The 17,723-nt window shown below is 53.0% G+C and carries 17 protein-coding genes; 8 read left to right on the top strand and 9 right to left on the bottom strand.

The genetic code is table 11. The features are described from left to right. Positions 1 to 19 precede the first annotated feature (19 nt). Genes BM231_RS11110 through BM231_RS11100 form a run of 3 tightly spaced genes read right to left on the bottom strand, consistent with a single transcriptional unit; the run spans position 20 to position 4,109 of the window. Entirely contained in the window at positions 20 to 1,261 is a 1,242-nt protein-coding gene (locus tag BM231_RS11110) for an NAD(P)/FAD-dependent oxidoreductase (RefSeq protein WP_093519357.1), read from the bottom strand. Then, positions 1,258 to 2,412: an enolase C-terminal domain-like protein gene (locus tag BM231_RS11105; protein WP_093519355.1), complete on the bottom strand. Its 1,155-nt coding sequence runs from the start codon at positions 2,410 to 2,412 to the stop codon at positions 1,258 to 1,260. The genes BM231_RS11110 and BM231_RS11105 overlap by 4 nt, the downstream gene beginning before the upstream one ends. Positions 2,413 to 2,417: 5 nt before the next feature. Continuing rightward, the gene (locus BM231_RS11100; protein ID WP_093519353.1) at positions 2,418 to 4,109 is read right to left on the bottom strand and encodes a thiamine pyrophosphate-binding protein; all 1,692 of its coding nucleotides are present in this window, start codon (positions 4,107 to 4,109) and stop codon (positions 2,418 to 2,420) included. A gap of 206 nt (positions 4,110 to 4,315) precedes the next feature. Between BM231_RS11100 and BM231_RS11095 the strand changes: the two genes are divergently transcribed. From BM231_RS11095 to BM231_RS11065, 7 genes are all read left to right on the top strand, one after another. Beyond that, the gene (locus tag BM231_RS11095; RefSeq protein WP_063303110.1) at positions 4,316 to 5,014 is read left to right on the top strand and encodes a GntR family transcriptional regulator; all 699 of its coding nucleotides are present in this window, start codon (positions 4,316 to 4,318) and stop codon (positions 5,012 to 5,014) included. Positions 5,015 to 5,143: 129 nt separating this feature from the next. Continuing rightward, positions 5,144 to 5,905, top strand: coding sequence for an aspartate/glutamate racemase family protein (locus BM231_RS11090; RefSeq protein WP_093519351.1), 762 nt, complete (start codon positions 5,144 to 5,146; stop codon positions 5,903 to 5,905). A gap of 3 nt (positions 5,906 to 5,908) precedes the next feature. Further along, positions 5,909 to 6,739: a pyrroline-5-carboxylate reductase gene (gene proC, locus BM231_RS11085; RefSeq protein ID WP_093519349.1), complete on the top strand. Its 831-nt coding sequence runs from the start codon at positions 5,909 to 5,911 to the stop codon at positions 6,737 to 6,739. A gap of 125 nt (positions 6,740 to 6,864) precedes the next feature. Continuing rightward, positions 6,865 to 7,218: an ArsR/SmtB family transcription factor gene (locus BM231_RS11080; RefSeq protein ID WP_063319948.1), complete on the top strand. Its 354-nt coding sequence runs from the start codon at positions 6,865 to 6,867 to the stop codon at positions 7,216 to 7,218. 13 nt (positions 7,219 to 7,231) lie between these two features. Next, complete coding sequence (locus BM231_RS11075) at positions 7,232 to 7,738, top strand: SRPBCC family protein (protein ID WP_093519347.1); 507 nt, start codon at positions 7,232 to 7,234, stop codon at positions 7,736 to 7,738. A 282-nt stretch (positions 7,739 to 8,020) separates the two neighbouring features. Next, the gene (locus tag BM231_RS11070) at positions 8,021 to 9,730 is read left to right on the top strand and encodes a methyl-accepting chemotaxis protein (RefSeq protein ID WP_093519345.1); all 1,710 of its coding nucleotides are present in this window, start codon (positions 8,021 to 8,023) and stop codon (positions 9,728 to 9,730) included. Between the two features lie 150 nt (positions 9,731 to 9,880). Beyond that, on the top strand, positions 9,881 to 10,915 hold the full coding sequence (locus BM231_RS11065; protein ID WP_093519343.1) for an agmatine deiminase family protein: 1,035 nt from the start codon (positions 9,881 to 9,883) through the stop codon (positions 10,913 to 10,915). Between the two features lie 44 nt (positions 10,916 to 10,959). Here the strand turns inward: BM231_RS11065 and BM231_RS11060 are convergent, their stop codons facing one another. The 4 genes from BM231_RS11060 to BM231_RS11045 form a co-directional block, all read right to left on the bottom strand. Continuing rightward, positions 10,960 to 11,814, bottom strand: coding sequence for a class I SAM-dependent DNA methyltransferase (locus tag BM231_RS11060; protein WP_093519341.1), 855 nt, complete (start codon positions 11,812 to 11,814; stop codon positions 10,960 to 10,962). Between the two features lie 292 nt (positions 11,815 to 12,106). Next, a complete protein-coding gene (locus BM231_RS11055; RefSeq protein ID WP_063301284.1) occupies positions 12,107 to 12,397 on the bottom strand; it encodes an SCP2 sterol-binding domain-containing protein in 291 nt (96 codons plus the stop codon). A gap of 116 nt (positions 12,398 to 12,513) precedes the next feature. Beyond that, on the bottom strand, positions 12,514 to 13,350 hold the full coding sequence (gene fghA, locus BM231_RS11050; protein ID WP_093519339.1) for an S-formylglutathione hydrolase: 837 nt from the start codon (positions 13,348 to 13,350) through the stop codon (positions 12,514 to 12,516). A gap of 129 nt (positions 13,351 to 13,479) precedes the next feature. Next, positions 13,480 to 14,589: an S-(hydroxymethyl)glutathione dehydrogenase/class III alcohol dehydrogenase gene (locus BM231_RS11045; RefSeq protein ID WP_057461388.1), complete on the bottom strand. Its 1,110-nt coding sequence runs from the start codon at positions 14,587 to 14,589 to the stop codon at positions 13,480 to 13,482. Between the two features lie 260 nt (positions 14,590 to 14,849). Between BM231_RS11045 and BM231_RS11035 the strand changes: the two genes are divergently transcribed. Continuing rightward, positions 14,850 to 15,305, top strand: coding sequence for a hypothetical protein (locus BM231_RS11035; RefSeq protein ID WP_093519337.1), 456 nt, complete (start codon positions 14,850 to 14,852; stop codon positions 15,303 to 15,305). On the opposite strand, the gene BM231_RS11030 is transcribed toward BM231_RS11035, so the two are convergent. Beyond that, positions 15,289 to 16,353, bottom strand: coding sequence for a YeiH family protein (locus BM231_RS11030; protein ID WP_093519335.1), 1,065 nt, complete (start codon positions 16,351 to 16,353; stop codon positions 15,289 to 15,291). The two genes, BM231_RS11035 and BM231_RS11030, sit on opposite strands and share 17 nt — an antisense overlap. A gap of 163 nt (positions 16,354 to 16,516) precedes the next feature. After that, a complete protein-coding gene (locus BM231_RS11025) occupies positions 16,517 to 17,716 on the bottom strand; it encodes an MFS transporter (protein ID WP_208860278.1) in 1,200 nt (399 codons plus the stop codon). Positions 17,717 to 17,723: the final 7 nt, after the last annotated feature.

Raw genomic sequence — 17,723 nt, 5'->3', positions numbered from 1 at the left:
GAATAAATTAGTGATGCCCTCAATTAAATCTTTTCGGATCGTAAGGGCTTATATCGTTATTGGGGCGTTTACCGCTGATCAGATCAGAGACCAGCCGCCCGGTTTTTGGACCGCCCGTCAGGCCGATGTGGTGGTGCCCAAACGCTGCATAAACACCGCTTTTGCCCACTTCACCGATGAGGGGGAGACTGTCCGATGGTGCAGGGCGGAAGCCCAACCATTCCTCTTCGCTTGACGCTTCTAGATTTGGGAAGCTCTCGCGAACTTTTTTCCGTAGTAGAGCCAGAGGTGCTTTGGAAGCTCCCGCTTCCAGCCCGCCAAACTCAACAACACCGGCACAGCGCAATCCTTGTGCCATTGGTGTTGCCACGAACTTGCCGGAAGCCACCATAATTGGCTGGTTCGGCTGTTCGCTCGGGTTCTTGAATAAAATGTGGTAACCGCGCTCAGCTTCCAGCGGCACGTTGATGCCAAGCTTATTCATCAAAGGCTTGGACCAGACGCCCGTTGCCAGAACCGCACGATCACAGTCAAAACGTCCTTTATCAGTCATAACAGCTGAAATTGAGCCGCCCGACAGATCGAAATCCTTTACCTCAGCCTGCACAAACGTACCGCCCATTTCCGTGAAGATCTGCACCAGATCCTGAACATACGCACCTGGGTCCTGAATGAACCCATGATCCCGCATCAACGCCAGCAACTTGATATTCTTGGCAAGGATCGGTTCCATCTCGTGAACAGCGTCGCCTTCAATCAGCTCCGGCACAAACCCGGCATTGCGGCGCAGTTCCCAGGTGTACGCGTCTGCGTTAAAGGCAGCTCTGTCGTTGTAGGCAAAGCTGTAGGTGCTTTCCTGAAGCCACTTTGCCGCGCTGGTACCGTCCACCAATGCATGGTGCTGGTCCACGCTGTCACCAACAATCGGCGTCAGACCCTGCGCGATACGGCGGGTTTCTTTATCCGTTGCGTGTGACAGATAGCGTGCCAGCCAGCCAGCCAGTTTCGGCAGGTAGCTCCAACGCAAGAACAGCGGGAAGTTCGGATCTAGCAGAAGCTTTGGGCCTTTCATGATCAGGCCCGGTGCTGTGACTGGAGCCACGGAGCAGCTGGCCAGAACACACGCATTGCCAAAGGACGCGCCCATGCCGGGCTCACCTTTGTCGATGAGGGTCACATCATGACCCTCACGCTTCAACCATAAAGCTGCTGATACACCAACGATCCCTGCACCGATGACAACGACATTATTTTTATTCATGCAGCCCCCATAACCGCACTTTTGGAAATCGCGTAGTGTTCAACTTTTTCCAGATCCGGACGGCCTCCCAAGCCTGCCGTTTGCGGAACGATCACATCGCCGCCACTCGTTTCAAATGGCGTTTCCATAAGGTCTTCTACTAGGAAGTATTTTGCCTGATAAAACTCACAAGCTAAAGTGATTTCTGGCGTTGCAGCAATCATATGCGTTCCGGCAAGGTGGGCGAGGCCGGATTCAAACATGTCGCCGCCATAAGCACTCATACCAGCGGTTGCGGCCATGCGAGCCACGGTTTGGGCTCGAGTCAAGCCTCCGGTCTTCATTATTTTGACTGAAACACCATCAGCTATCCCCATATTAATCGCAGTCAGCATATCCTCTGGCCCAAAGATGCTTTCATCTGCGAGAAGCGGCACATCGATGGAATTTCGGATAGTCGCCATAAGTTCCCGAAGATTATGCGCAACTGGCTGTTCGATAAAATCTGGTTGAAAACTTGCGATGTCGCGAACGCACGCAAGGGCACTATCGTGGTGCAGACCCTGATTATAATCCACGCGAATGGAAAACTCAGGATAGCTCATGCGTAGGCGCTCCATACGCATCATATCAAACTCATGGCCTTTGAAGCCTGTTTTGAGCTTGATGATGCGCACGCCATCTTCTTTCAAACGCTCCATCAACGCCAAATCACGATCGAAATCAGGATCAGCGATGGAGCAAGAAAGAGGGATCGTATCCCGGCATTTGCCGCCCAGAAGTGCCCAGACAGGCAAATCAGAGATTCGGCCCTGCAGATCGAGCAGAGCTGTTTCCAGAGCTGCTTTCGCCTCAGTGCAATGAGCGACCGCCTTTTGAGCGTCCTTCATGATGGTCGCCCGCTCACCAATGGTGCGGCCAACAACAAGTGGACGGATATAACGGTCAAGCGCAGCAAAGGTGGCCTCTGCTGATCCGGTAAACACGGACCAGGGCGAAGCTTCCCCCCAACCGGTTTCGCCTCCCTCCGCTGTTAGGCGGAGGATGACGATATCAACGGCATGCTCAACAGAGCCGATGCCATGATCGCGGCGGGCATTCACTGGCAACTGTACGTGCCAGACATCCATTCCAACGATCTTTTGGCCGGTAATTTTTTGTGCAGCGTTCATGGCTTTTATCCCATCCACCGGCGTACAGGTGCATTACTTTCTTCAAGAGGCTGCGTCACAACATCAATCAGTGTTGGGCCGTCATGTTCAATCGCCTCTTTGAGCACACGTTCCAGATCATCCGGGTTTTCAACGCGCCAGCTCTTCACACCATAAGCAGCGGCAACAGCGGCTTGGTCGGTGCGGTTGAAGTCTACATTGTAGTAACGCGCATCTGTGTCCGCATACTGGCTGGCTTTGATCCAGCCATAGTTGGAGTTTGAGAACACGATGTAAGTGATTGGCGCGCGAGAGCGGCACACGGTTTCCAGCTCACCACAAGTGAAGCCGAAGGACCCATCACCCATCATAGCGACCACTTTGCTGCTTGGACGGCCATACCATGCACCAAGCGCTGCGGAGAGCGAGTAACCTAGTGCACCATGCGCACGGTTGGTGATGAAGTGACGACCAGATTGCGGCAGCTGGTAATACGCAGAGAAGTAAGGGCAGGACGTGCCAGGATCAGAGATCACTGTGGCATCAACCGGCAACACCTTCATCATCGCATCAATCACACGCTCAGGACGGATTGGCGCTTCCCCGCTTTGAGCCAGCTTGTTGAAGATCTCGAACTTACGTTTCTTGATGTCTGCAACTGCAGCTGCTCCGCCAAAGGTGTCGGCACCCTGATCACGCTTGTCCAGAACTGCATTAACCTGCGCAAGAGACAGTTTGAGGTCACCAACAACGCCAACTTCAACTTCGTAATTCGCACCAATCACCATCGGATCGTTGTCGAAGTGAACGACCCGGGTCGTGGCAGATGGCGCTTCCCAGCGGGAGGTGGTGGTGGAGCCGGCACGTGCGCCCATAAAGACCACGAGGTCCGCATTTGCCATGGCTTCCCATGTCTCGTCCGTTCCGCCATTGGACCCAACAACGCCCACACAGTTTGGATGGGTCTCCGCCAATGAGCCCTGACCAGAGATGGAGGTTGCGACCGGAATATCGAGGCGAGTTGCCAGACGATCCAGCTCTTCCATCGCACCAGCAATCACAACACCGCCACCACACACAATCAGTGGTTTCTTGGCAGAAAGGATTGCATCAACTGCAGCTTCAGCGGCACCTGGAGCAGGGGCCTGAGGGTAAGCCGGATATGATGTCAGCTGCTGATCTGCCCAGATATCGGAGGCATCAACCGCATCATACTGAATGTCGTAGGGCAAGCCGAGGTGGGCAGCACCGGAGCGACCGGTTGTCATGGCACGGAAGGCTTTGCGAACCATCCGCGGGATGTGGTCAGCGCGTTTGATCACGGTATTCCACTTGGTCAGCGGACGCATCAGCGCTTCCTGATCCACTTCAGTCAGCGGGTACTTGCCGTAGGACCCAACGGAGATATCCGTCGTAATGCCAAGCACGGCATAAGAGCTCTCAGAGGCTTCAATCAAACCCGGCAAAATGTAAGTTGCGCCGCCACCGGACGGCCCCTCACACACACCCGGACGCCCGGTCACTCGTGAATACGCATCTGCCATATACGTGGCGCAGCGCTCATCACGGGTCAAAACGTGGGTCATCTTGTGATCAAGCTTATACATCGCGTCATAAAACGGCAGTGTTGTATCGCCGCAAAGACCGAAAATGTGCTGGACGCCCTGCGCCTCCAGCATTTTTACCATGGCTTCTGCACCATTCATCTTATTCGTCACAGTGTCACCTATCAGACCCGTCCCACCCGTTAAGCAGGCAATTTACTAAACCCGAAGAATGCAGAATCGATTGCACTCAAAATTGTATACAGCACAATATTCAATATTGAGCGCAGGTCAAATGGAATGTACAGTTCACCTATGACATGGTAAGTGCTGAGCCGATTTTTGGGGCCTGCAACGGCAGGATTGAGAGCGATTTTGGAATGACAAAAGCTGATAGCAACGTGGACCGCATCTACGAAAAACTACGGAAAATGGCGGCTGATTTTGAATTTAAGCCGGATGCCCGTATCAACGAGAGCGCATTATCCACAGAGTTGGGCGCAAGCCGCACACCCCTGCGCGAGGCATTGAATCGTCTCGTGGCAGAAGGCTTCCTTACATTCCAGAGTGGCCGCGGCTTCTTTTGCCGCCCTTTGAGCCCAAAGCTTATTCTCGACCTTTATGAAGCGCGTGTCGCCATTGAGACGGAGATTGTCCGCCTCGTTTGTCGCCGGGCCAGCGAGGAAGACCTTCAGGATCTTATGGGGTTCCTGAAATCCACGGAGCCGGACTACGACAGCAGCGACGACCCGATGGAACTGTTGAGCATGGATGAGGCGTATCACATGCGCATCGCCGCTCTATCTCAAAGCAACGAGCTGGTTCGCATTCTGGAAAACCTGAATGACCGTGTGCGCTACATTCGTCTTGTCGACTTGAAATACCTGCGCGGCAAAACCCCCGTTTCCACGCAGGAGGAAGCCCAGCTTTCAGCACACCGTGTGGTGCTGACCGCCCTGATCAACCGGGACGAAGACAAGGCTGTTTCCACCATGCGCCACCATATTGAACGTCGCCGTGACGAAGCAACAGAGGCAGTCCGCATCGCCTATTCGCAGCTCTACGTTCCAGCCGATTAACGCGTACTCCCGAAGGCGCTTTTTGCTTTCGGGGGGAGGGTACGCGGAAAACCAAGAGCAAAGCAGCCTGAGGATCCCCAATACTCCAGCTGCTTTGATCCCCCAAATTTAAGGAAGAGGTTTTGAATTATGTCCGTTGAGTATGGAGGCAAGACCGTATTTGGTGCCTCAGTCGGTATTCTCATGCTGGAAACCAAATTCCCGCGTATTTACGGCGACATTGGCAATGCACAGACGTGGCCGTTTCCGGTACATTACCGCGTGGTGCGCGGCGCCACTCCAAACAAAGTTGTTCGCAATGATCCACGTGAGCTGGTGGACCTGTTTATTGAAGCTGGCCGCGATCTGGTGCGCACTGGCTGCGATGGCATCACCACCAACTGCGGTTTTCTGGCACTCATTCAGGATGAAGTGAAGGAAGCACTTGGCGTGCCGGTCGCGACATCTTCCTTGATGCAAATCCCAAGCGTGCAGCAGCTTTTGCCGAAAAACAAGCGCGTGGGCGTCATCACCATTTCCAAAGAAACATTGACCAAAGAGCACCTGAAAGCGGCAGGTGCACCGGAAGATACGGTGATTGTGGGCACAGATGGTCTGCGCAGCTTCACCCGTGAAGTGCTGGATGATTACGACGCCATCAATTTTGCAGATGCGCGTCTGGACCTGTTGGACGCAGCTGCAGAGCTGGTGACCAAGAACGAAGGGATCGGCGCGATTGTACTGGAATGCACTAATATGGTGCCCTATGCCAATGACATCCGCAAATTGACCGGATTGCCCGTCTATTCCATCTACACGTTCGTGAACTGGTTCCAATCTGGGCTGGTTCCGCGTAAGTTCCCGCTGGAACTGGATGACCCGCGTTTGAATTTAGCGACCTACGGAAATTAATTGATGTCGAAGCCAAGTCAGATTGAAGAGATAAACACCAACGGCCTCGTTTTGCTTGGCTGCGGAAAAATGGGTTCTGCCATGCTGAAGGGCTGGCTGGATGCAGGCGTTCTGCCTTCCAGCACCACAGTGATTGATCCTTATCCATCTGACTGGTTGCGGTCGCTGGAAGATCACGGCCTAAGCCTGAACAAGCAACTGCCAGCAAACCCCGCTGTTTGCATTCTGGCCGTAAAGCCACAAATGATGGGCGATGCGACGCCGCAGGTTGTCGCATTGGGCGGTGGCAACACCGTGTTCATTTCCGTTGCAGCGGGTACAAACCTGACCACGCTCCTATCTCTAGTGGGTGAGGGTAGTCCGATCATCCGCGCAATGCCAAACACACCGGCAGCCATCGGTCGTGGCATCACCGCACTCATTCCAAACATCCATTGCGCTGAAGCTAATCTGGCCCTGGCGCAGGAACTGCTCGCCGCTGTTGGCCAGACCGTGGTATTGGAAAACGAGGGCCAGATGGATGCTGTGACTGCAGTTTCCGGCTCGGGTCCAGCCTATGTGTTCCACTTGATTGAGTGCCTCGCCAAAGCAGGTACTGAGCAAGGGCTACCGGAAGAACTGGCAATGCAACTGGCCAAAGCCACCGTTGGCGGAGCTGGGCAACTGGCAGAAGATGTCAGCGACAGTCCATCCCAGCTGCGCATCAACGTGACGTCCCCAAATGGAACCACCGCTGCAGCGCTGGATGTGCTTATGAACGAAGACAACGGCATGCCGCCGCTTCTTTCCCGCGCCGTGGCAGCCGCCAAAAAGCGGAGTGAGGAGCTGGCGTAAGCTCTTCAGACATAGTGAGATCTGAAGCCCCGCGCTCCCAATGGAACGCGGGGTTTTCTTTTGCTCAAACACCCCAGCATGACTTTAGGCTTGACCGATCTTGATTATTATATAACCATACGGTTATGCAGCAATTAAACCAGACACCCCAACCAGAAAACCTTGATGCCGTGTTTGCAGCACTGGCCGATCCTACGCGCCGTGCAATCCTGACACGGCTCGCCAATGGAGACGCATCGGTCAACGAGCTGGCTGAGCCTTTTTGCATGAGCCAGCCTGCCGTCTCAAAGCATCTGAAGGTTCTGGAACGGGCAGGGCTGGTTGAACGCGCCATAGACAAGCAACGCCGCCCGGCACGGCTCAAAGCCGAGCCCATGCGCGAGGCGGTTAAATGGCTGGAAGAGTTTAGCAAGTTCTGGTCATCCAGCTTCGATCAGCTGGATGATCTTTTGGAAGAATTGAAGAAATCCGAGAGTTGAGGAGGGAATTGGAATGAGCGAACTACCGACCTACGTACTGGAACGCACCTTTAACGCCCCACGCGAGCTGGTTTGGCGCACATGGACCGAGTCGGATCTTATCTCACGCTGGTACGGCCCTAACGTGGAAAGCATCGTCCACAAGCTGGACGTCAAACAAGGTGGCCTTTGGCTTCATGAAATGAAGTGGGGCGACAATTCCAACTTCCAACGCGTTGAATATACAGAGGTCTCAAAACCCTCACGACTGGTTTGGCTGCATGCAACGTCTGACGCTGATTGGAATGTGATTGCCAGTCCAATGATGCAGGACTGGCCTCGCGTTTTGCTAACCACAGTTACGTTCGAACAAGACGGCGACCAAACCAAAATGCGTCTCACTTGGGTGCCACATGAGGCAACAGACGCAGAAGTCGCCTGTTTTGAGGCTGCCATCGGCGGCATGAACCAAGGCTGGAACGCTGGCATGGCCCTACTGGAAGACCTTCTCGCCGAGCTTCAGGCAAGTTTGGCGACGTAGGGTGTGGTGGAGACCTCTCCTCAGCCCCGACCTCTCCCTTGGAGGCGGGGTTTTTTCTTGCGCGGATTGTCGCATTTTACGCCAAAGGCAGCAGCTTATGCGCAGAAATGTGCCCTATCGGAAATAATATAAGTATTTGCTCTCATTATATTTTTGCATATTACCGAGCGGAATAGTTCAAAATTTAATTTGTTATTAGTAAGTGCACCATACCCCTAAAACTAACAGTGGTATTCTTAGGAAATACCCGCAGCGGAAAATAAGAATAGTAACGGGGCACTTATGCACTTTTCCGGAATAAACCTGACCACCAAAATAGCTTCAGCCGTTTCATTTGCCATTGTTGTAACAATCGGTGTTCTTGTGCTGGCCGCAGACCTGTTACTCTGGGGGACGCTGAGCGATGAGGTGAACAAGCGTCACAATATCAATCTTCGCATCGCGGCTGCACAATTCCAGCAGGAACTCCCATCAGCAACCGTGAAGCTGGATCACAACTCTAATGTTGCCAAGATCATCACAAATGAGCCTTTGAGTTTTTCGGATAACGACCTTGTTGACCAGATTGGGCATCTGACTGGCGAGACCGCAACTGTTTTTGTGTGGGATGACGCGACCCAGGATTACTGGCGCAAGACCACCAACATCAAAAACTACAGTGGCAAACGCGCTGTCGATACACCGCTCGGCAAGGCTGGCAGTGTTTATCCAATTATCAAGTCTGGCAAGACTTTCCGCGGCGAAGCCGACATCCTTGGTATGGCCTATTACACGCTGTACCAGCCAATCTTTGACAGCAACAATCGTGTGATTGGTATTCTATATGTGGGCGTTGAGAAGTCCCACATCGAAGCGCAGGTTGATAACGTCACCTGGAATCTGCTTTACGCAGCCCTTGGACTGGGGCTTGTTCTTGTGCTGATGGCCTATTTCGGCTTCAAGCTCATGCTAAAGCCGATCCCTGTAATGACGAAGGCCCTGCGTGATTTGTCCGAGAACAAGATGGACATCACAATTGCGTACTCCACCCGTACCGATGAGATCGGGGAGATGGCGCAAGCTATTGAAGTTCTGCGCCAGAACAACGTAGAGCGTATTCGCCTGCAAGAGCAAAGCGATGAGGAATCCGGTGCTCGTGAAGAGCGCCAGAGCCGCATCGAGAGCCTGCTGAGCCAGTTTGGCGCGGAGGTCACCCAAGCACTGCAAAATGTAGATCAGCGTTCTGAGGAGATGGAACACACTGCCACCCGCCTGACTGGTATTGCTGAGGATTCCGCTCTTCGTTCCAACACCGCTCGTGATGCCTCCGAAGAAGCTTCTGCCAACGTGCAGACTGTTGCAACAGCTGCCGAAGAGCTGAGCGCTTCCATTGAAGAGATCAGCCGCCAGCTGGGTGAGACCAACCGAGTGGTCGGTGCCGCAACCAGTGGTGCAGAAGAAAGCAGCCAGAAGGTTCAGGCGCTTGACAGTGCAGCACAAAAGATCGGCGAAGTCGTCAACCTCATCCGCGATATCGCAGAGCAGACCAACCTACTGGCGCTCAACGCAACCATTGAGGCAGCCCGTGCTGGTGAAATGGGCAAAGGCTTTGCGGTTGTCGCATCCGAGGTGAAGGAACTGGCAACCCAGACCTCCAAAGCCACTGAGGAAATCTCTGCGCAAATCTCTGGCATCCAGAACTCCTCCAAGGAGACCGTGGAAGCCATTGTCGGTATTAGCGACACCATGAGCGAAGTGAACAAACACGCCACCTCCATCGCCAATGCTGTTGAACAGCAGGGATCCGCGACCATGGAGATCAGCGAGAACGTTCAGATGGCAGCACAGGGCACCCGCAGTGCCGCACACAATGTGAGTGAAGTGTCTATAAAAGTGACTGAGACGCAGGAAGCAGCCTCTCAAGTGCTTGACGCATCTCAGGCGGTTGCATCCAACGCAGCGCTCCTGCGCAAAACCATCAATTGCTTCATGGATGATATTCGCGCCGCTTAAACGCTATATCTCTTAGGAGAGCAAAGACCTCAGAAGGCCCTGTATTTCATTGGTGATACAGGGCCTTTTTTACATTCAAGCGAATTGATCATCGCCCGTTCACTCACCTGTTTCTACAAGTGAGGCACCTATAGACCGGCTGGAGCACACATGAAAAACCTTAAATCAAAAATCCAGTTACTGGCCTGTACGTTGCTTGCGAGCGTGAGTGTGTTGCTGACAACTGGTCCTTTCACAGCGGCATTAGCGTCTGATCGGGATTTGATCCTCATCGCAGCACCATCCATTGCTGATACCTACGATGATCCCGAGTATGCAGCGCTGTTTCAGGACATCGTAGATTTCGACATTGCCTACGCCAATGCTGTTTATGGAAATGATGAAGTGCGGATCGTTGTAGATGCACAGACACGGTCTTACTTCAAAGGCAAAGTGCCAGACGAGATCCTTCTCACCGACTATCTCCCTCACATTTGGGCGCGGGATTACACCGTCATCAATCCAAGCAAACCGGTTCAGTTCCGCTATACCCCTGTCACCTTTGAAGGAGATCAGGCGGTCGCAGATGAAATGCAGGATGGCTTCAACGCCTTTGCAAAAGCGAAGGGGCTGATATTTACTCACACCGGCTACATGTTGGATGGCGGTAATATTGTCGATAACCACGCAGGCCGGGTGATCACCACAACACGCTTTTTAGAAGATAATGACTTGTCCTATGAAGACGGTAAGGCAGTTTTGAAGGAACTGCTGAACGCAATGGAAGTTGCAATCTTACCTCCTGATGAAGAGGTGATGGCCCACAGCGATGGCATGGTGATGTTTGCGGAAGAAAACACCATCATCCTCAACCGCTATGACGCCCCCATGAGGACCGAGATCACCGAGGAACTGGAGGCATCTTTTCCAGGCATCAAGATTGTTGAAGTGGACGCCATGTGGGATGAAGGCGATCTGTCGAGCGCATGCGGGGTCAACGTAAACGCGGCCATGACCAGCAATTTCATCTACATGCCGCACTTTGGCGACAACAACAGCGACAAGGTGATGAAGACCATTCAGGCCAATACCAGCAAGAAGGTCATTCCGGTGCCTGCCAACTCAGTTTGCAAACTGGGCGGCTCCGTGCGCTGTCTGACCTTGCAGCTGAAAGGCAAAGCTGCTCAGGCAATTCTGCGTCGTTAAGCACCCAAAACCCTATCTTACTGCAAGGCGGAGTTTTGTTGAAACTACGCGGCATCTAGTTTTCGTGCGATCACCAGTTGGCCGGTAATTGGGTGCCCATGCTCAAGACGCAATATCATCTTTGTCAGATCAAGCAGTTCAAGATTGTTTTGCACCAACAGGCTTTGAACATAGTCCAGTGAGTGGGCGTAACGACAATACTTTCCCATGAGATAAGGCTTGCCGTTAAAATGCTCTTCCGGCTGGGTTTCAGTCGTAAATAGGAGTATGCCCCCGGGCACCATGTTCTGAGCAACACTCATAAACATCTCATCCAAAACCCCATTATAAGGGATGACATCAGTCGAGATCACTAGGTCCCAGGGCTCATGATCATCTTGCTTCAAAAAGCGAGTGATCTCACCTTCATGCAAAACGTCATAGATCTCTTTTTCCCTTGCCTTCTCAAGAATCTCCGCAGAAAGATCCAGACCGGTCTTATGAGCAACTTGCTCCTTGAGAACTTCACAGCAAAGGCCTGTTCCGCAACCAAGGTCCAGCATGCGGTTGAAGGGACCAGCGGCGAGCAGGTCCATTCTCTCTTTAACTTTTGCCGGGACAGCGTACTTCAGATTTTCAAGAAGTCTTTTGTCAAATGACTCAGACATTTGGTCAAATAGCATCTTTACGTGAGCTTCAGGCATGCTGCTGGGGACATCGCCTTTGCCAATGGCTGCCAGATGAAGTGCAGCGCCGATACTATCTTCTGGATCATTGCGCAGAATGAGCTCGAAAGCCTCTGCGGCTTCATCATATTTGCCTTCAGCTTCCAAGTCTAAAGCGTTGTTAAGCTCAAAAAAACTGGAAAGAATATCTGCAACCGGGTCAAACTGATTTTCGTCATCAATATCATTTTTCATGACTAAAGCTCTCTGGTTTTACTAGAGCGCAGTGAGCCACAAAACACTTAAATACCTATCCGAACAGTCCAGTTGATCTTCCGAAAACTGTAATCAGTGAGTGATCAGTTGCCAAAGTTTCATGCATTTGATCTGACCAATAAACACGTAGGCGAGATCAATTAGAAACAGAGAAGAGGGGGAGGATTGCTTCGGCCTTGAGGAGCCATGCTCTCGGCCAGAATGCATTCACGTGGGCAGGGGAATCAATAAAGTGTCAGTCCACGGCAGCGCGGACTGACGCTATATTTGCTTAGCCGAGGATTTTGCCAAGGCTCATGGCAACCATCTTATCGCCGCCGATCTTGATCTTACCCATCATCACAGCTGTCATAGGGTTGACGGAACCATCCACCAAGCCTTTGAAGGTCTTCGCAGAGCAAGAGATTGTGCAATCAGCCTCTGCTTCTTCTGCGCGCGCGCCGTTCTCGTCGACAATGATGAAGCCCTCATCCTTGATGTTAAGTGCGATCGACTTTGACATATCGACGCCATCAAGCTTGCCGTTGATTCCGGATACGATCTTCTGGATGAATTCGGACATCTGTTCCTCTGGCTATTTTCTGTTTAGGGAGGGCAGGACCCTCCAAATTATTGCAGCTACCTAACCCTATTGCCCGCAAACTACAAGCGCCTCAATGGTCTAGTATAGGTTAACGCCTAAACCAATTCGTCATAGTGCCAGGCAATATGGTCCTGCATAAAGGACGCAATGCAATAGTAGCTGTGATCGTACCCACCATGCATGCGCAAGGTCAGATCAACCCCTTCATCGCGGCAAACCTTCTCAAAGACCCAAGGTTTCAGCTGCTCTTCCAGGAACCCATCAGCAGAACCCTGATCGATCAGGATACGGCCTTTCCAGCCGCGGGACTTAACCAGTTCACAAGCATCATAATTTGCCCAGGTGGAACGGTCTTCACCGAGGTAACCAGAGAAGGCCTTCTCACCCCATGGGCAATTAATTGGGTTCACAATCGGTGCAAACGCGGACACGCTTTTGAACAGGCCCGGATTTTTCAGCGCGAGGGTCAAGGCCCCATGACCACCCATGGAATGACCGGTCAGGCCCAGAGCACTCAGGTCGATAGGGAAGTGTTCTTCCAAAATCTCCGGCAGCTCCTGCGTGATGTACTCTTCCATGCGATAGTGCTTGGCCCACGGCTCCTGCGTGGCGTTCAGGTAGAAGCCGGCGCTTTTGCCCATGTCCCAGCCATCATCATCCGCCACATCGTCGCCACGCGGAGATGTATCCGGTGCAACGATGATCATGCCCATCTCTGCAGCTGCACGCTGGCTGCCTGCTTTAGATACCATGTTTTCCCAGGTGCAGGTGAGACCGGAGAGGAACATCAGGGTTGGACACTCCTCGCCATTCAGGGCACGGCGCGGCAGAAACACCGCAAATTCCATCGGGGTGCCAGTGGACTTGCTGTCATGGCGATAAACACGCTGCTCGCCATCAAAACAGCGCCAGCTTTGGATCAGCTCAATCATAATAGCTCTCTTACAGCGCATTCCCGAAAAACGGTTCCGGTTTCCAAATAAGAATACGCATTAAAATGAAGGCCTAAGCAGAACAGAAGTCCGCTTAGACCTTATCAATACGAAAACCCAGAGTATGGCTTAAAACGTCACAACCGAACGGATGGACTTGCCTTCATGCATCAGATCAAACGCAGTGTTGATCTCATCCAGCGGCATGGTGTGGGTGATCATGTGGTCAATGTCGATCTTGCCATCCATGTACCAGTCCACGATCTTCGGCACATCCGTACGACCACGCGCGCCGCCGAAGGCTGTGCCTCTCCAGGAACGACCTGTCACCAGCTGGAATGGACGGGTGGAGATTTCCTGACCAGCCCCGGCAACGCCGATGATGATGCTTTCGCCCCAGCCTTTGTGAGAGCACTCAAGCGCCTGACGCATGGTGGTTGGGTGGCCAATACACTCAAAGGTGTAATCTGCACCGCCGCCTGTCAGATCAACAAGGTAAGGAACCAGATCGCCTTCAACTTCCTTCGGGTTGACGAAGTCAGTCATGCCATACTGTTCTGCAAGCGCCTTTTTGCCTGGGTTGAGGTCAACACCAACAATCTGGTCAGCACCAATCAGACGAAGGCCCTGCACAACGTTAAGACCAATACCCCCAAGACCAAACACAATCGCCTTACAGCCCGGCTCAGCCTTTGCTGTGTTGATCACGGCGCCAACGCCAGTGGTCACACCACAACCGATGTAGCAAACCTTATCAAACGGCGCGTCCTTGCGGATCTTCGCCAGAGAAATCTCTGGCAGAACAGTAAAGTTGGAGAAAGTGCTGGTGCCCATGTAGTGGTGAATCTTTTCACCATTGATGGAGAAGCGGCTGGACCCGTCTGGCATTACGCCTGCACCCTGTGTGGAACGGATGGACTGACACAGGTTGGTCTTCGGGTTAAGGCAGTACTCACACTCGCGGCATTCCGGTGTGTAAAGCGGGATCACATGATCGCCCGGCTTCAGCGAGGTAACGCCTTTGCCCACTTCGCGCACAATGCCTGCGCCTTCGTGGCCTAAAATGGCTGGGAACAGACCTTCCGGGTCATCACCGGACAAGGTGAAGGCGTCTGTGTGGCAGATACCTGTTGCCATGATTTCAACCAGAACCTCAAAAGGCTTCGGGCCGTCCAGCTGAACTGTCTCGATGGAAAGAGGGGCTCCGGCTTTATAAGCAACAGCGGCGCGTGTATCCATATTGTGAACCTATACGTCTTGTTATAGACCCGCCGGATGTGGCGGGACCTCCCCAAAATTGATTAGAGCGGCGCACACCTCCCGCGTGTCACCCCTAAACTTGCACCAGTAACTTATAACGCGCAGAACCACGAATTGCATCAGCGAATTCAGGAGTTTTGCGTAGAGACTAAAGTTAGTAACAAACAACATATTTGAGTGCACAGAGTGGACGTCATTGCGCAATTCAATCATTGCTTTGTTGTCTTCAGGAGAAAAATATGAGTGGCATGACAAAGAGCAAGATTCTCGAGTTTTTGCAGGCCTATCCGGTTTATCTCTTCGCGCTGACACTCGCAGGCATCACGGCCTGTCTCGCCTTCTACCTGCTTGCGATCTTCCCGCCAATCGGCTTTGTGATCTTGTATATCCTGCAAGACAGGATCCCGCTCACAACGATCATCCCATTCATCGTTGGCCCCGCCATACCAGCGGCCATTGTCTTTCATCTCATTCTTAGAAGAACGCGGCTTAGGCTCTCCCTTATCGCGACCTTCATCAGCTATTTTGCAGGTTGTAGTACAGCCATCTTGCTCATGCCCCTCATCGCGAGGTCATCAGTTACGATGTTGGAGGGCTTCCTCATCTTCCTCGCTATCGCCTGCACCGTAGGTTTCGCATTCGTCTACTGGCAACGGGTTCCCAACGCACCTCAGCCTGCTAAAGCAGATATTTGATCGCGAGGATAATCCCGCCGAGCAGCAGAAGTGTCTCCGTGACGATGACGAACAAGTGCTGATGGCCGAGGCTGACGAGAGTTTTCAGTGTGGTCATGACGCCCAAAGCGGAGATCGCGATGACGAGGCACCAGGTGGAAGCGTCGACGAGGATCAGGCGCGGGGTCTCTGGTATCCAGCCCAGTGAGTTCACCACAACCAATGCCGCAAACCCGAAGGCGAAGTAAGGAACGGGGGCTTTGGCCTCCAGAGCCGTCGTTGTGGCGTTGCTTTTGGTATGCAGCCACTTGGCGGACCACACCGAGATGATGAAGATCACCGGCAGCAACATCATCACCCGCATCAGCTTCACCACTGTGCCGATTTCTCCCGCACTGTCAGATACGGCAAACCCAGCCCCCACCACCTGCGCAACATCATGAATGGTGGCACCAAAGAAGATACCAAGCTGCACGTCGGTGAGGCCGAACATCTGACCAATGCTGGGGTAAAGGATCATCGCCAATGTGGAAAGGGCGGTGACGGCAATGACCGTGAACAGGGTGTTCTGTTCGTTTTCCTTGGAGGTTGGCAATACGGAGGAAATCGCCAGCGCTGCAGATGCTCCGCAAATGCCCACAGCGCCCCCGGTCAACAATCCAAAACTGGCGGAGCGGCCCAGCAGGCGCGCCACCACAAGCCCAACAAACAGCATGGCCAGCACCGAGAGGATTACCAGAGCCAGTGTTTGCCAACCAAGCTCAAGGATTTGTGCAAAGGAGACGCGCAGTCCGAGAAGGATCACGCCCAGACGCAACACCTTCTTAGCGGCAAAGCTCAGACCAACCTGACAGTTTCCGTCCTCATAAATGGAATGCACCGCCATGCCGATCAGCAGGGCATAGAGCATGACCGGCCCGCCCTGATGTTCGGAGATGTAACGCGCGGCAATGGCGATCACTGTTGCAATGATGAGGCCGGGAATGATCTCCCGACCCTCTTTCATCCACTTGGAGAAGAACGGACCAGGGCTTTCCGGTTGGTCAGGCAAACTGGAGTCAGCTGGCATAAAATCTCACCCTTGCATGTGCCTTTGATCCCCTGCGCTCTCGATGAGAAACACTTCAGACATCATAGGGACACTGCATGGTGAAGTGGTTACACCAGCCAAAGAAACCGCCACACCCCATGGCAATTCAGGGGGCGTGGCCTGACTGTTTAGCAAGAGCCTATTATGTTTCGCTAACTTCTGCTTGTTGCACAGAGCCGCCAACAAGGCTGAGTGCCAGTCCCGCACACGCAATGAACGCAGTGAGGGCAAGCACCAGCCATCCGGTGTATTCAACCGATGTGACGAAACCAACGAACAAGCCGGAAAGGGGCAGAGTGAAGTTGTTGAACAGGATGATCACGCCAACAGTCTTGCCGTAGTCATCTGGAGGAATGATCTTCTGGCGTGCACTGCGGATGTAGACGTTGAACATGCTGTCAAAGCCAAGGATCAGGCAATAACCCAACAGATAGATCCAGTAGTTGCTCGTGAACCCAGTGATCACAGCGCCAACAACAAGCCCGCTGTAGGAGATGATACCGATGTGGGTCAGTTTAAGACGGCTCGCGCCTGTGATCAGCAAAACAGCAAAAGTGGCAATCGCTCCAACAGATTGCAGTAGAGCGTAGAACTCCTCTGACTGCTCATATAGGCCAGTGACCATACTGGCTGAAGTCGCCAGCGTGACGCCAAAGACCAGATTGACCAGCGCGGTGAGCGCCACAATGCGCTTCAAGCCCGGCAGATAAAACAGGTGGTTAAGCGCAGTGCGGAATGGCTTGGTCCAATGCCCATCCAGCGGTTTGGCCTCTTTCAGCTCCACATCACTGAGGCGGCGCCAGATAGAAATAAGCGCATCAGCGCTGACAAACAGCGCACCTGACATGACCACAACAATTTCCCAGCCGAACACATTGAACAGGGCTGCAGCAATAACAGGCCCCAATACGATGCAAATCTGGTCAACGCTCTGCGCGTAGGATTGCACTTTGGTAAAGGACACATCTTTGAAGATCTGCGGCAACATCACTTCGCGGGCCATGAAGCCTTGCGTGGTGAGTACGCCTGAAAGGGCTGCAATAGCAACAATCCAGCCCACATGGGGCATAAAGTATTGGCCAAGAAGGCCAATTGCACAGACCAGCGAACGGCCTGCCTGAGAAATGCGGATCAATGTGACGGGAGAGAAACGATCCGCCAGTATTCCGCAGACGGGAAAGCACAAAATCCGTGGCAGTGTTTCAGCCGCAAAGGCAAGACCGGAAAGCGACACACTGCCAGTGGTTTGGAAGACAACAAGAGGAACGACGAAAAGCAGCAGCTGGTCTCCTAAACGAGAACCAAACATGGAGCCAAAGAACAAAAAAACGGAGCTTTTCACTCTGTAT

This window comes from Pseudovibrio ascidiaceicola, assembly GCF_900114245.1.
GTDB lineage: Bacteria > Pseudomonadota > Alphaproteobacteria > Rhizobiales > Stappiaceae > Pseudovibrio > Pseudovibrio ascidiaceicola.
This window is presented reverse-complemented; position numbering and strand designations above follow the sequence as displayed.

Coding starts and splice junctions, on each gene's coding strand:
- BM231_RS11045 (WP_057461388.1), bottom strand. CDS start 14,589: ATGGATACACGCGCCGCTGTTGCTTATAAAGCCGGAGCCCCTCTTTCC.
- BM231_RS11075 (WP_093519347.1), top strand. CDS start 7,232: ATGAGCGAACTACCGACCTACGTACTGGAACGCACCTTTAACGCCCCA.
- BM231_RS11080 (WP_063319948.1), top strand. CDS start 6,865: ATGCAGCAATTAAACCAGACACCCCAACCAGAAAACCTTGATGCCGTG.
- BM231_RS11030 (WP_093519335.1), bottom strand. CDS start 16,353: ATGCCAGCTGACTCCAGTTTGCCTGACCAACCGGAAAGCCCTGGTCCG.
- BM231_RS11095 (WP_063303110.1), top strand. CDS start 4,316: ATGACAAAAGCTGATAGCAACGTGGACCGCATCTACGAAAAACTACGG.
- BM231_RS11090 (WP_093519351.1), top strand. CDS start 5,144: ATGTCCGTTGAGTATGGAGGCAAGACCGTATTTGGTGCCTCAGTCGGT.
- BM231_RS11110 (WP_093519357.1), bottom strand. CDS start 1,261: ATGAATAAAAATAATGTCGTTGTCATCGGTGCAGGGATCGTTGGTGTA.
- fghA (WP_093519339.1), bottom strand. CDS start 13,350: ATGATTGAGCTGATCCAAAGCTGGCGCTGTTTTGATGGCGAGCAGCGT.
- BM231_RS11055 (WP_063301284.1), bottom strand. CDS start 12,397: ATGTCCGAATTCATCCAGAAGATCGTATCCGGAATCAACGGCAAGCTT.
- BM231_RS11105 (WP_093519355.1), bottom strand. CDS start 2,412: ATGAACGCTGCACAAAAAATTACCGGCCAAAAGATCGTTGGAATGGAT.
- proC (WP_093519349.1), top strand. CDS start 5,909: ATGTCGAAGCCAAGTCAGATTGAAGAGATAAACACCAACGGCCTCGTT.
- BM231_RS11070 (WP_093519345.1), top strand. CDS start 8,021: ATGCACTTTTCCGGAATAAACCTGACCACCAAAATAGCTTCAGCCGTT.
- BM231_RS11035 (WP_093519337.1), top strand. CDS start 14,850: ATGAGTGGCATGACAAAGAGCAAGATTCTCGAGTTTTTGCAGGCCTAT.
- BM231_RS11065 (WP_093519343.1), top strand. CDS start 9,881: ATGAAAAACCTTAAATCAAAAATCCAGTTACTGGCCTGTACGTTGCTT.
- BM231_RS11060 (WP_093519341.1), bottom strand. CDS start 11,814: ATGAAAAATGATATTGATGACGAAAATCAGTTTGACCCGGTTGCAGAT.